This is a genomic window from Methanocaldococcus bathoardescens, assembly GCF_000739065.1.
Taxonomy (GTDB): Archaea; AGJL01; Methanococci; order Methanococcales; family Methanocaldococcaceae; genus Methanocaldococcus; species Methanocaldococcus bathoardescens.
In genome coordinates this window covers 870568-884505 of record NZ_CP009149.1, presented here as the reverse complement: position 1 = coordinate 884505, position 13938 = coordinate 870568, and the positions used below count along the sequence as shown (strand labels likewise).

Genomic DNA, 13938 nt, shown 5'->3' with positions numbered 1-13938 from the left:
TGGAATATTAAAATCCAAATGATAAGATATTAATAACACCTAAGATAAATTATAATTGTTAAAATCTTAATGGAGGGAAACTATGGAGATAAATGGAGTATATATTGAAGATACATTTGCAGAAGCATTCCCAATATGGGTGTCAAGAGTTTTAATAACAGCTGCTACAAAGAAGTGGGCTAAGATTGCAGCTACAGAAGCAACAGGTTTTGGTTGTTCTGTTATAATGTGTCCAGCAGAGGCAGGAATTGAGAAATATGTTCCACCATCAGAAACACCTGACGGAAGACCAGGATACATAATACAAATATGCCACCCTAAAAAGTCAGAATTAGAGCACCAAATGTTAGAGAGATTAGGACAGTGTGTCTTAACATGCCCAACAACCGCTATTTTTGACGCAATGGGAGATAAAGCTGATGAGCAATTAAAAGTTGGATTTAAGTTGAAGTTTTTCGGAGACGGTTACGAGAAAAAAGATGAATTATATGGAAGAAAAGTTTACAGAATACCAATTATGGGAGGAGAATTTATAACTGAAGCTAAGTTTGGAATTAAGAAAGGAGTTGCTGGAGGAAACTTCTTTATAATGGCAGATACAAATGCCTCTGCATTAATTGCTGCTGAAGCTGCAGTTGATGCCATTTCAAATGTTGAAGGTGTTATAACACCATTCCCAGGAGGAGTTGTTGCTTCTGGTAGTAAAGTTGGAGCAAGCAATCCAAAATACAAGTTTATGGTCGCTACAACAAACCACAAGATGTGTCCAACATTAAAAGGAGTTGTTGAAGATTCAGAGATTCCAGAAGATGTTAATGGAGTTTATGAAATAGTTATCGATGGAACTGATGAGGAAGCAGTTAAAGAGGCAATGAAACAAGGTATTTTAGCAGCTACAAAAGTTCCAGGAGTTAAGAAAATTACAGCTGGAAACTATGGAGGTAAGTTAGGTAAATATCAAATCAACTTAAGAGAATTGTTTGAATAAATTCTTCTAAGCTCTAAATTATTTTAATTTACTTTTTTAGTAATAAAATTATAAATAAAATTTAAATAGTTGATAATTTAAAACTATATAAATGAAATTTAAAAATCTTAATAAAACCAATAGGAGGTTTTTGGTTTGAAGCCAAAATATGCATTAAGAAAGGATATGATTGGAGAATTTACACTAAATAAATCTTTTAATACCTATAGAGGCAAGGTTTTAAAAGCTGATTTTAACGGCCCCATAGAAGGTATAGTAATGAAAAACAAAAAAGAACATATCTATTTCTATCCTCTTTTGGCATTACATATGGTTAAGCCTTTAAATTGTGTTCCCATAAATGTTATTCCAAAAACTTCTCTACCAACAAATCCAAAAAATGTGCATATTAAAGAGGCATTATCAAGAATTGTTGGTAGAACTTTGAAAGTTTATTATGAGACGCCAAAAACATCTTATTTAGGAAGGTTGTTGGGTTTTACAAGAGGGATTTTCTCATGGACTTTAGTTTTAGAGATACATGGAGAGGTTGTGTTGCTATTTAATCCGGATTATATTGTCTATTATGGAACAAAGTGGAAGTTTTTAAAAAATAATCCTCCCTATAAACCACCAAGATTGATGAATGTTACAAAAACAGCTAACTATTTAAAGAGATGTTTATTAGAGGATGTAACTATAGAGCCAGAGTATCCAAGAATAAATATTGAAGATAAGGTTTATGTTTATCCTTATGGAGTAGTTTCTAAAGATGATTATTTGGGGAAGACAGTAGAGGATATATTAAAAGAAAAAGAGTTCTTAATTTAAAGATAATTAAAAGATAATGGATAAAATCTATTTTTAACACTTAAAGGTTTTAAAAATTTTAAAATTTTCTTTTTTGTTAGTATCTTTCTAATTTAATCAAAAATAGTTCATAATACTCTATTTTTTTACATAAAAGCTTAAAAAATTTTAATTTATTTTAGCACCGAAGAGTTTATATATGAGTAATCATTATTTACACTAAAAAAATCTTATGGCAATTATATATAATCGTTTATAAATTGAGAAAAAGTTTTGTTTTTGGAGGTGCGTTGGATGAATGCTGAAATAAACCCTCTCCATGCTTATTTTAAACTGCCAAACACAGTTTCTTTAGTAGCAGGTAGTAGTGAAGGAGAAACTCCATTAAATGCATTTGATGGAGCTCTGTTAGATGCAGGGATTGGAAATGTTAATTTAATTAGAATAAGTAGTATAATGCCTCCAGGAGCTGAGATTGTTCCTCTGCCTAAATTACCAATGGGAGCTTTAGTTCCAACAGCTTATGGTTATATCATTAGCGATGTTCCAGGAGAAACAATAGCAGCTGCAATAAGTGTTGCTATTCCAAAAGATAAGAGTTTATGTGGTTTAATTATGGAGTATGAAGGAAAATGCTCAAAAAGAGAGGCTGAAAAAACCGTTAGAGAGATGGCAAAAATAGGATTTGAGATGAGAGGCTGGGAATTGGATAGGATTGAATCAATTGCTGCTGAGCATACAGTAGAAAAACTTGGATGTGCATTTGCTGCAGCTGCATTGTGGTATAAATAAACAATAATAAAAATAAAATCCAAAAATTTAAAACAACATCAACAGTTAAATATGATTAAGATTAATAATTATTTAGAAGTAAATAATTTAAAGATAATTTAAGATTTTGAAATTTTTTCATAATTTATTTTTGTTTACTATCTTTGGAGGTGAAAAACATGTTAAAATACTTGGGAAAACACTTAATATTAGAGTTATGGGGGTGTGACCCAAAGGCATTAGATGACGTTGAGGGCATAGAGAAGATGTTGATAGATAGTGTAGAGGCATGTGGAGCTACTTTAATTTGTGTAAGAACTCACAAATTTTCCCCTCAAGGAGCTACAGGAGTTGCTGTTTTGGCAGAGAGCCACATATCAATTCACACATGGCCTGAGCTTGGATATGCTGCTATGGATATTTTTACTTGTGGAGCTCATGTTGAGCCAGCAAAAGCACTACCAATTATTAAAGAATTTTTAAAACCAAAACACATTGAGATTTTAGATTTAAAGAGAGGTATAAGGTTAAATGAAGGTGATGAAGAGTGAATCAAAACAACAACAATTTTAAATGCCATATATGGTTTACAGAATACCATAACAACAATGTAGCTCTGTCAGTTAGAGTCAAAGATATTTTATACATGGATAAATCAGAATTTCAAGAAATAGAGATTATTGACACTTATGATTTTGGAAAAGTTTTGGTTTTAGATAACACTTTTCAAACAACAGAGAGAGATGAATTTATATACCATGAATTAATATCTCACATCCCTCTTTTCACTCACCCAAATCCAAAGAATGTTTTAGTTATTGGAGGAGGAGATGGAGGAACAGTTAGAGAGGTAGTTAAACACAAATCAGTTGAAACTGTGGATTTTGTTGAGTTGGATAGAAAAGTTATTGAAGCTTGTAAAAAGTATATGCCAAAGTTAAGTTGTGAAATAGACAATGAGAAGGTAAATTTGATAATAACAGATGGTATTAGATATGTTGCTGAAACTGACAAAAAATATGATGTGATTATTGTTGATTGTCCAGACCCTGTTGGACCTGCTAAGGGGCTTTTTGAGAAAGAATTCTATAAAAATGTATTTAAATGTTTAAATGATGACGGAATTATGGTTCAGCAATCAGAAAGTCCATTATATAACTTAGATTTAATACAAAATATCTGCAGATATTTAAAAGACGCTGGATTTAAGATAATTATGCCATACACCTACCCAATGCCAACATATCCAAGTGGATTCTGGAGCTTCACATTGGCATCTAAAAAATACAGCCCATTAGAAGTTGATGAAGAAAGAATAAAAGAAGCTTTAAAAGATATGGAAACTAAATACTATGATGAAGAAGTTCATAAGGGAATATTTTTGGCAGCACCTAAATTTTTAAAAGATGCTGTTAAAAAAGCTCTTGAATAATTTTTATTATTTTTAATTATTTTTAAAGTCTAAAATCTTGGAGGTGGTTAGATGGAAGAGCATTTTATTGATTCATCTAAATTTATAATGACAAATAGCTCATTTGAAGAAGCTGATGGAGTTATATTTTCAATCCCTTATGATGAAACAACTTCCTTCAAGCCAGGAACAAGAGAAGGGGGAAATGCTATAAGAACAGCATCGTGGGGTTTGGAAACATATAGTCCTATCTTAGATAGGGATTTGTCAGAAATAAAATACTGTGATTTAAAGGATTTAGATTTATATGGAAGCCAAGCAGAGATATTTAACACAATACATCATGTCTCAAGAGAAATATTAAAAAAAGGTAAAAAAATAATTGTTTTTGGAGGGGAGCATTCTATAACTTATCCAATAATTAAAGCTGTAAAAGATATCTATGATGATTTTATTGTTATTCAATTCGATGCCCACTGTGATTTGAGAGATGAATATTTAGGGAATAAATTATCTCATGCATGTGTTATGAGGAGGGTTTATGAATTAACTAAAGATATATTCCAATTTGGTATTAGGAGTGGGGATAAAGAAGAGTGGGATTTTGCAAAGAAAAATAATCTCTATTTAAAAATGGATTTGATGAATGAGGATGATTTAGAATATATAAAGAGTTTAGATAAGCCAATATATATAACTATAGATATTGATGTGTTAGACCCTGCCTATGCCCCAGGAACTGGAACCCCGGAACCTTGTGGTTTTTCAACAAGAGAGCTCTTTAACTCTCTATATTTATTAGAAGAGGTTAAAGATAGGATTATTGGCTTTGATATTGTTGAAGTTTCACCAATTTATGATATTGCCAATATTACAGCAATAACAGCGGCAAAAATAGCGAGAGAGCTTATGTTAATGATTTTATAACAGGTTTTGAGCATATGTGTTAAAAATATTTCATGGTTATTTTGAAAAGAGTTATCATTATTTTTAATTATTTTTTATGAAAACGCTTTTTTTGTAATTTAAATTTTTTATGTTTTGTAATTAAATCGAAAAGTATATATACTTGGGAATACAATATATAGTTCGTAGAACATACACAACCATTCACAGGTGAAAGCATGGATGTTAATGAAATAAGAGAATATGGAAAGAAATTAATGGAATTGATGATGTTAGACAAGCCATTTGTTGCTGTAAAATTAGCAAAATCAAAAGATGAAATTCCAGAAGGTTATGAAGAAATAGCAGAAGAAAAAAGACACTGTGAAATGATTCAAATTGCAAGATTAGAAAGAAAGAAAATGTATGCACCACTTGATAAACATCTCTGTAAGGGAGGGGCTTATGCAATTGGTATCTTTAGAAACCCACCAGAACCATTGGCAACAGGAAAATTGTATGTTAAATTAGGAAACTTTAAGGATGAAGAGGCAGCTAAAAAAACTGTTGAAGCAATACCAAGAGTTGAAGATGAGATTTACGCATCAGTTTATGCTCCATTAGATGAAGCTGACTTCGTCCCAGATTCAATAGTATTCATTGGAGAAGCATTATATGCATTAAGATTAGTTCAGGCAATGCTCTACCACAAAGGTGGAAGATTCCAGGCAGACTTCTCAGGAATTCAGTCATTATGTGCTGATGCAGTTGCAGCAGTTTATACAAGAAAAGCACCTAACATGACCTTAGGTTGTAACGGTTCAAGAAAATACGCTGGAATACAGCCAGGAGAAGTTGTTGTTGCCTTCCCACCAGAAAAATTAAAGGATATTGTCGAAGCAATTGAACACTTCAGACAAGTATGGACATGTGATAGCCACTAAATTAATAAACAAAATAGGTGTTTAAATTTCTAATACCATTTAATTTTTTAGGGAAAACTATTTATAAAAATTTTAGCAGAAATAATCTACGTAATTAACTATCAAAATTTTGGGGGTTAAATATGTCAAAAGTAAAAATTGAACTCTTTACATCACCAATGTGTCCTCACTGTCCTGCAGCTAAAAGAGTTGTTGAAGAAGTAGCTAATGAAATGCCTGATGCTGTTGAAGTAGAATATATAAATGTTATGGAAAACCCACAAAAAGCTATGGAATATGGAATAATGGCAGTTCCAACAATTGTAATAAATGGGGAAGTTGAGTTTATTGGGGCACCTACAAAAGAAGCATTAGTTGAAGCAATTAAGAAAAGATTATAAACATCCAAAATTTTTAATTTAGTGAAGGTTATGAAATTGAGAGTAGTTTGTAAGGATGAATCCCTTACAGATGATGAGCTCTGCATAAAATGTGAGCTATGTGTGGGGAAGGACATAATAACAATGATAGAGATGATGAAAGAAGAATATAATATAAATGAAATTATAATTCCGGAATGTGAAAATCTGAAAAGATTGTTAGATGTTAATTAAAACTCTTCTTTTTTTCTTTTTTTAGAATCTTATATACTTGAATATTGTTTCTAATTTTGTTATTTGATATCCAATAACTGCTCCTATTGATGTAGGGACTGCAAAATCAAAACCAAAAATCTCTGTGCATAACACAGCTCCACCTAATGGGGCATTTGTTGAAGCTGATAAAGAAGTAGCTATCCCTAAAACTATAAACGGGATTGGATTAGCCCCAACTATAGAGCTAAATATCATTCCAGAAATAGCCCCTACACACATAGATGGAAACACTAACCCTCCAGGAACTCCAGAACCAACGGTAAATGATGTGGCTAATATCTTCCCAATTAATATTAATATCAATAATTCTAAAGGAAATTTCATAAAAAATAAATCTTTTGTAAGTTCTAAACCTAATCCCAAAACTTCTGGAACAAAATAATCAATTATAGCTACTAAAATCCCACCAATCAATGTTTTAATGCAGTATGGAACTTTAAGGTTATCAAAACTTGCCGCTATCTTTTTATAAGTTTTTATATAGCAGTAAGATATAGCTGAGCAAAAGAACGCAGCTAATAAAAACCAAATAAAATCAAATGGATGCACTGAATAAGGTAGGTAGATATCAAAAAGATGCTTTTTTCCAGTAATTAGATAGAAAATTATATAGCCCACAACACTTGCAATGATTGGAGGAAGTAGGTTGATATAATTAAAATTCTCATGCTCAATAATTTCACATGCTAATATGGCTGTTCCTAATGGAGCAGCAAATGCTCCCCCTAATCCTCCAGCAATTCCTGTTATAATAACTAACTCTCTATTTTTTAGCTTTAATAATCTATATAGCTCATCTGCAAATGATGCACTCGACTGCACGCAAGGTCCTTCTTTTCCAGCACTTCCACCTACAGCAATAACAGTCCCAGCTAACAAAATCTTTAAAAGTCCTTTTATCCAAGTCAATCTTTCATTAATATTTAAAGCCTTTAAAACTCTATCAATCCCAGAACCCTTTAATTCATAAAAATAATCAACAAATAATCCAGCAATAAAAAATACTATTGGAATTAATAAGATATTGTTTTTCTCTGGAAAGTATTTGATGATAATAGCCATAATTACTGAACTTAAACCACCAACAATGCCTATTAATGATGCAATGCCAATCCATTTTATCATTTTTATAAATTTATCAAATACGTTAATAATATTCATAAATACATCACGTTAAATGTTATTTGTTAAAAATAAATATCTAAAAATAACATAAAAAGTTTTTTGGTGAAATAATGATTTCAAAAAATGCAAGGATAGCTAAAGGGGCTATAATTGTTGGGGATGTGACTATTGGAGATTATACATCTGTTTGGTATAATGCTGTAATTAGAGGAGATGTTGATAAAATAATAATTGGAAAATACTCAAATGTTCAAGATTGTTGTGTCATCCATTGCTCTAAGGGTTATCCAACTATAATTGGGGATTATGTTAGTATTGGACATGGAGCAGTTATTCATGGTTGTAAGATTGGAGATAATGTCTTAGTGGGGATGAATGCTACAATATTAAATGGAGCTAAGATTGGAGAAAATTGTATAATTGGGGCTAACGCATTAGTTACTCAAAATAAGGAGATTCCACCTAATAGCTTAGTTTTAGGTGTTCCTGGAAGAGTTGTTAGAGAACTTACAGAAGAAGAAATTAAAAGTATAAAAGAAAATGCATTGAGATATGTTAAATTATCTGAAACCTTAGAAAGTTATAAATAAAATTTTTAAATTAAATAAATAACTAAAAAATCTTTAAAGTGAAAGGTGATATTGTGGTGAGACTTGGCTTTGTAATTGCTGAATTTAATAGAGATATAACATACATGATGGAAAAAGTTGCTGAAGAACATGCTGAGTTTTTAGGGGCAACTGTAAAATACAAAATTGTAGTTCCAGGAGTTTTTGATATACCATTAGCTGTAAAAAAATTATTGGAAAAGGATGATGTTGATGCAGTTGTAACAATTGGATGTGTTATTGAAGGAGAGACAGAGCATGATGAAATAGTTGTCCATAATGCAGCGAGAAAAATAGCAGATTTAGCTCTACAATATGACAAACCAGTAACTCTTGGAATCTCTGGACCAGGAATGACAAGATTACAAGCTCAAGAAAGAGTTGATTATGGTAAGAGAGCTGTTGAAGCAGCTGTTAAAATGGTTAAAAGGTTGAAAGCATTAGAAAAATAAAACTATCAATTATTCTATTTTTTTATTCTTACTCTTTATTAGTTAATTCTAATATTAAGAGGGGGAGGGTCAATGAAAATAATGAAAATAGAAATCAAAAATTTTAGGTCTATAAAGGAAGTTTCAATAGATGAAATATCAAACATACTAATACTTGTGGGCAAAAACAATTCTGGGAAAAGTGCTATTTTAAATGCAATAGATGTTTTTTGGGGAAATAGAAAAATTAAGGAAGATGATTTTCACAAAAATGAAAACAAAATAGAAATTAAGATTCAGTTTTTGATTGACGATACCTATCTTGAAAAATTGTATAATGACAGTAGTTTCGGAATATTGAAAATACCTTCAAATAGGAATGATTTTGAAATCCTTAAAGCTAATACAGAATTTGAATCTTATGATTTTAATGAGTTTAGACAATTAAGAAATGGACTAAGAGGAAAATCATTAGAAGAAATTAAATGTAACCATAAGGAATTTTATGATTTTTGGATGAAAGCATTAAAATATAAGTGGAAAATAGAAGATGGGACTGTAGAAATAAAATATGAACATGAAAAAGGTCAAGATAATGGAAAATATACTTTAAGTAATGAGGTAGAGCTAAAGTCCAAGACATTAAAAACCCTACTACCAGAGTTAATTTATATTGATGATGAAAGAAATTTTAAAGATGAAGAAGAAGGAAAAAAGAGCACTTGGACAGAAAAAATAATTAAAAATATTGCAATACCTAAAATAAGAAAATCTACCGAAAAGATATGTAAAGAGTGCGAAGATAGAAGATGTGAAGAGTGTTATAACAACCTAAAGAATAAAAAAGCTGAGAGTTTATCAGTTTATGACTTGGAAAAAATATTAAAATATAAAATGGAAGAGGAAATAAATGAAATCTCTGAAAGAATTGCTGAGTTTTTTAAAAATTACTATTCATCAGATTATAGTGTTAAATTAAAACCGGAAGTTGATATTGAAAAGGCATTTTCAACTGAAACAAAAATATTTAGCCAATATTTAGGAGAAAAACCACTGTCTAACTTTGGAGCTGGAGTTAGAAGCATATATATTCTATCACTCCTAAAAGCATATTCTGAGTTAAGTAAGAATGAGGATGCCATTTTTATTCTTGAAGAGCCAGAAATATATCTTCATCCAGAATTACAAAAAGAAATGGGTTCTATCTTGTTTAAACTTTCTCAATCTCATCAAATATTGTTTTCAACACATTCCCCATTACTTTTAAGAAATTTCAGCATGGAAAATATCAGAAAGGTTTATCTAAATAATAATTATGAAACAGAAGTTAAAAAAGAAACGTTAGATAATATATTAGGAGATTTAGGATATTCAACAGTTGATTTAATAAACAAGGAATTTGTAATTATAGTTGAAGGAAAAGACGATACTCGTAGATTAAAAGAAATTATAAAACATTATTATAATGTTGATAATGATAAACTTGAAAAAATTTATTTTTTAGAAGCAAAAGGTTGTGGGAATATTGAAGCTTATGCTACGGTAAAATTTATGGGAATGACTCATTTAAAAGATAATTTTGTTATAATTAGAGATTCCGATACAGTTCCATGTAATAAACTGAAAGAAAGATTAATTAATAAATACAAAAGCAATATTGATGATATTGATGAAGCTACTCTTAGTGATAAGATTCTAATTTTGCCTTATTCAGCAATGGAGTGTTATTTTTTAGACAAAAATGTTATGAAAAAAATGGACGTTTTAAATAGTGATGAAGAATATTATGGGATAATTAGAAACCATATTGAAAATTATAGAGAAAAAATAATAAAAGATTGGAAAAAATATATGGAAAAAGAACTAAATCCAAAGAATAGACCTAACAAATCAGTTGAAATTGATGAAATAATAGAAGAAAGGAAACTAAAAATGTTCAGCGAAATTAGTGATGAAAAACTTGAAGATTTGGCTAAAAAGTGGATTCGAGGACATGATTTATATGATGCCTTTATGAGAGAATTAAATCATGGTTTAAGTGAAGAAGAATATGATAAGAGATATATTCAAAACTCCACACCAGAAGTATTTAAGGATATACTTGACTTTTTAGATAAGCAGGAATATTTTAAAAACTTAGGATTTAAAAATAGATAACAAAAAAGAAGGTGAAATTTTGAATATCTTAGAAGAGGTTTATGAAGTAATTAAACAAAGAATTAAGGAAAAGCCAGAAAATTCTTATGTAGCAAAGCTAACAACCGATGATAAAAAACCTGCAATAAATAAAATCTGTGAGAAAATTGGGGAAGAAGCAACAGAATTAATTTTAGCTGCTAAAGATAACAAAAAAGATGAGATTATTTATGAAGCAGCTGATTTGATATTCCATACAATGGTGTTATTGGCTTATAAAAACATAGAGTTTGAAGAGCTATTAAAGGAGTTTGAAAGAAGAAAAAAGTAATCCAAATCATTTTTTTAACTCTTTTTTTTAACTAAAAATTTTTTAAATTTAAAATAAATAGGAAATTAGACTCTTGTAACAAACTCCCAAAATGATTTAACCGCACTTGGGTTTTTTGGTCTTCTACTCTTAACTAAATATAGATATCTTACAACATCCAAATCTACAACTGGGACTATTTTAACCAATCCTGCATCTTCTGCCTTTTTAGCAGGGATTTCTGACACAACACTAACTCCATAACCTTCAGAAACTGCAGTTATAACTGCTGAATGGCTACCTAATCTCATTACAACGTTTAAATCCATTATTGAATATCCTTTATCATTTAATGCTTTTATAAATGCTTCTCTTGTCCCAGAACCTTCTTCCCTATCAATGTAATCCTCTTTAAGTATATCTTCAAGCTTAGCACTACCTTTCTCTGCAAGTGGATGGTTTGGTGGGACAATCAAAACCAATCGATCTTTACCTATAATTGTGTATTCGTAATTTTTGTTTTTTAGATAACCAACAGCCGCTATATCTGCCAATCCTTCATCTAATGCCTTAAAACATCTTTCAGAATCAGTTATTGTAATTTCAAAATCTACATTTTTATATGAGCTTTTATATTCTTTAATAATTGAAGGTAAAATGTGTTCTCCAGGTGTTGTAGATGCGTAAATTCTAATAATTCCTTCTGGATTTTCGTGTATAGCTCTCATCAACAATTTTGCTTCATTCAACAAATCCAAAATCTTTTCAGCTCTCTCATAAAATATTTTTCCTTCAGGAGTTAAATCAACACCTTCTGGAGTTCTTAAAAAGAGTTGAGCATCGAAATATTTCTCAAGTGCTGATATGTGATTGCTAACAGTTCCTTGAGTTATTCCTAATCTTTTAGCCGCTTTAGAAAAACTTTTTGTTTTACTTGCGACTATAAATGTTTGGAAATAACTTATTTTTGGATCCATATTATCACCTATATTACTTAATCCCTATTAGAATAACTAATAGTTCCTATATATAAAGTTAATGTGCAAATATCGGAGAAATAAGGTTAAGTTTATATACTAATTATCTAAAATGTTAAGAGTATTAATGTTAAAAATTCGAAATGGTGATTTGATGGAAAATAACAAAGTAACAATTAGTGTCATAAAGGCAGATGTTGGAGGGTTATGTGGGCACACATTAGCTCCAGATGAGTTGTTGGAGGCATGTGAGGCAGTTTTAGAGGAAGCGGTTGATGAGATAATATTAGATTATTATGTTACAAGATGTGGAGATGACATTGATTTAATTATGAGCCATAAATTAGGCTGTGATAATGAGAAAGTCCATGGATTGGCATGGAAAGCTTTTGAAGAAGCAACAAAAATAGCTAAAGAGTTAAAACTATATGGAGCTGGGCAGGATTTATTGTCAGACAGTTTCTCAGGAAATGTTAGAGGTATGGGGCCAGGATGTGCAGAGATGGAGTTTGTTGAGAGAAAGAGTGAACCAATAGTTGTTTTCTGTTGCGATAAGACTGACCCAACAGCATTTAACTATCCATTATTCAAGATGTTTGCAGATCCATTCAACACAGCTGGTTTAGTTTTCGACCCTTCAATGATTTCTGGATTTAGATTTGAAGTCCATGATGTTGTTGGGCATAAGAAAGTGTTCTTAGACACACCAGAAGAGATGTATATGCTCTTAGCTTTAATTGGGGATTATGAGAAGTATGCAATTAAGAGAGTTTATAGAAGAAGAGATAACGAAATAGCTGCTGTTGTTAGTACAGAAAAATTAAACTACATAGCAGGGGAGTATGTTGGTAAAGATGACCCAGTAGCTATTGTTAGAGCTCAAAGTGGATTCCCAGCTGTTGGAGAGGTTTTAGAGCCATTTGCTAACCCACACTTTGTCCCAGGATGGATGAGAGGTAGCCACTGGGGCCCAATAATGCCAGTTGGAGAAGAAGATGCAACACCTACAAGATTTGACGGACCGGCAAGAGTTATTGCTTTAGGATTCCAAGTTTGCGATGGAATGTTAATTGGGCCAAATGACTTATTTGCAGATAGAGGATTTGATAAAGCAAGAGAGAAAGCTTTAGAGATGGCAGACATTATAAGAAGAATGGGACCATTCCAACCACACAGATTACCTGCAACAATGATGGAATACACAACAGTTCCAAAGGTTTTAGAGGCATTGGAGGATAGATTTATTCCTTTAGAAGGTTTAGAGTTGATAGAAGAAGGAGGAATTACAAGAAAAGACAGAGGAGATGTAGAATAACCATAGAGGGAAACAATTAATATAAAATAAGCTCTTCTTTATAAACAATTCCTTCATGTCCCGTAATTACATTTTTTCTCAGCTCTCTAATTTTCTTTAAACTCTCTAAAGCTAATTTTTCATCTACATTTAATTTTGGAGGAATCATTTTTAGTATATTATTTTTTAAAGGAGAGGCATCACCAACAATAACATAATCATCTTTATAAATAACTGAAATACTGCCATAGGTATGTCCAGGAGTTTCAATAATCTCAATCTCTTTATCTTTAAACTTTCTAAAATCTTCAAAATTATCGTTAAATCCAAACTCTTTTGTAGAAGCATAAAATGTAGCGTTTTTAAATATTGAGTTGTTTTCTATATGGTCATAATGAAGATGTGTATTTATAACTACATCTATATCATTTGGAGATAGATTTAGTTCAGATAAACCTTTAATAATGATATTTTCCATATCTTTTGTTGAAGTGTCAACAATTATATTGTTGTTGTCTGTAACAATTAACGTTGATGAAGATGAAGCTTTCTTAATTATTCCATTTTCTCTGATTAAGACACCCTCGTATAGGAGTTTTATCATATATTCCCACCAATTAAAATTTTAAATAAA

Annotated in this window: 17 protein-coding genes; 14 read left to right on the top strand and 3 right to left on the bottom strand. The window is 30.8% G+C overall.

Annotated features, from left to right (window positions below):
- Positions 1–82: 82 nt before the first annotated feature.
- From fhcD to JH146_RS04495, 9 genes are all read left to right on the top strand, one after another.
- Entirely contained in the window at positions 83–988 is a 906-nt protein-coding gene (gene fhcD / locus JH146_RS04535; protein WP_048201887.1) for a formylmethanofuran--tetrahydromethanopterin N-formyltransferase, read from the top strand.
- Between the two features lie 135 nt (positions 989–1123).
- Entirely contained in the window at positions 1124–1798 is a 675-nt protein-coding gene (locus JH146_RS04530) for a hypothetical protein (RefSeq protein WP_048201886.1), read from the top strand.
- 273 nt (positions 1799–2071) lie between these two features.
- Positions 2072–2569 (top strand): pyruvoyl-dependent arginine decarboxylase, encoded by a 498-nt coding sequence (locus tag JH146_RS04525; RefSeq protein WP_048201885.1) that lies wholly within the window; start codon positions 2072–2074, stop codon positions 2567–2569.
- 158 nt (positions 2570–2727) lie between these two features.
- Positions 2728–3099 carry an adenosylmethionine decarboxylase gene (speD, locus tag JH146_RS04520; protein ID WP_048201884.1) on the top strand — a complete coding sequence of 124 codons (372 nt, stop codon included), beginning with the start codon at positions 2728–2730 and terminating at the stop codon, positions 3097–3099.
- Positions 3096–3980 (top strand): spermidine synthase, encoded by an 885-nt coding sequence (gene speE, locus JH146_RS04515; protein WP_048201883.1) that lies wholly within the window; start codon positions 3096–3098, stop codon positions 3978–3980. The genes speD and speE overlap by 4 nt, the downstream gene beginning before the upstream one ends.
- Before the next feature lie 51 nt (positions 3981–4031).
- Positions 4032–4886, top strand: coding sequence for an agmatinase (speB, locus tag JH146_RS04510; RefSeq protein ID WP_048201882.1), 855 nt, complete (start codon positions 4032–4034; stop codon positions 4884–4886).
- 197 nt (positions 4887–5083) lie between these two features.
- Positions 5084–5788, top strand: a complete 705-nt coding sequence (locus tag JH146_RS04505) for a DUF169 domain-containing protein (protein WP_048201881.1) — start codon at positions 5084–5086, stop codon at positions 5786–5788.
- Between the two features lie 122 nt (positions 5789–5910).
- Positions 5911–6168, top strand: a complete 258-nt coding sequence (locus tag JH146_RS04500; RefSeq protein ID WP_048201880.1) for an MJ0307 family thioredoxin — start codon at positions 5911–5913, stop codon at positions 6166–6168.
- A gap of 30 nt (positions 6169–6198) precedes the next feature.
- A complete protein-coding gene (locus JH146_RS04495; protein WP_048201879.1) occupies positions 6199–6381 on the top strand; it encodes a hypothetical protein in 183 nt (60 codons plus the stop codon).
- Between the two features lie 21 nt (positions 6382–6402).
- Here the strand turns inward: JH146_RS04495 and JH146_RS04490 are convergent, their stop codons facing one another.
- Positions 6403–7584 carry a chloride channel protein gene (locus tag JH146_RS04490; RefSeq protein ID WP_048201878.1) on the bottom strand — a complete coding sequence of 394 codons (1182 nt, stop codon included), beginning with the start codon at positions 7582–7584 and terminating at the stop codon, positions 6403–6405.
- Positions 7585–7658: 74 nt separating this feature from the next.
- Between JH146_RS04490 and JH146_RS04485 the strand changes: the two genes are divergently transcribed.
- The 4 genes from JH146_RS04485 (at position 7659) to JH146_RS04470 (ending at position 11054) form a co-directional block, all read left to right on the top strand.
- Entirely contained in the window at positions 7659–8138 is a 480-nt protein-coding gene (locus JH146_RS04485; RefSeq protein WP_048201877.1) for a gamma carbonic anhydrase family protein, read from the top strand.
- A 53-nt stretch (positions 8139–8191) separates the two neighbouring features.
- Positions 8192–8608: a 6,7-dimethyl-8-ribityllumazine synthase gene (ribH, locus tag JH146_RS04480; protein ID WP_048201876.1), complete on the top strand. Its 417-nt coding sequence runs from the start codon at positions 8192–8194 to the stop codon at positions 8606–8608.
- 72 nt (positions 8609–8680) lie between these two features.
- Positions 8681–10744 (top strand): ATP-dependent nuclease, encoded by a 2064-nt coding sequence (locus JH146_RS04475; RefSeq protein ID WP_048201875.1) that lies wholly within the window; start codon positions 8681–8683, stop codon positions 10742–10744.
- 19 nt (positions 10745–10763) lie between these two features.
- Complete coding sequence (locus JH146_RS04470; protein ID WP_048201874.1) at positions 10764–11054, top strand: phosphoribosyl-ATP diphosphatase; 291 nt, start codon at positions 10764–10766, stop codon at positions 11052–11054.
- Positions 11055–11119: 65 nt separating this feature from the next.
- Here the strand turns inward: JH146_RS04470 and JH146_RS04465 are convergent, their stop codons facing one another.
- On the bottom strand, positions 11120–12010 hold the full coding sequence (locus tag JH146_RS04465) for a selenium metabolism-associated LysR family transcriptional regulator (RefSeq protein WP_048201873.1): 891 nt from the start codon (positions 12008–12010) through the stop codon (positions 11120–11122).
- 154 nt (positions 12011–12164) lie between these two features.
- Here JH146_RS04465 and fbp point away from each other — a divergent pair, with 154 nt between their 5' ends.
- On the top strand, positions 12165–13325 hold the full coding sequence (gene fbp / locus JH146_RS04460) for a fructose-1,6-bisphosphate aldolase/phosphatase (RefSeq protein WP_048201872.1): 1161 nt from the start codon (positions 12165–12167) through the stop codon (positions 13323–13325).
- A 16-nt stretch (positions 13326–13341) separates the two neighbouring features.
- Here the strand turns inward: fbp and JH146_RS04455 are convergent, their stop codons facing one another.
- Entirely contained in the window at positions 13342–13908 is a 567-nt protein-coding gene (locus tag JH146_RS04455; protein ID WP_048201871.1) for an MBL fold metallo-hydrolase, read from the bottom strand.
- Between the last annotated feature and the right edge of the window lie 30 nt (positions 13909–13938).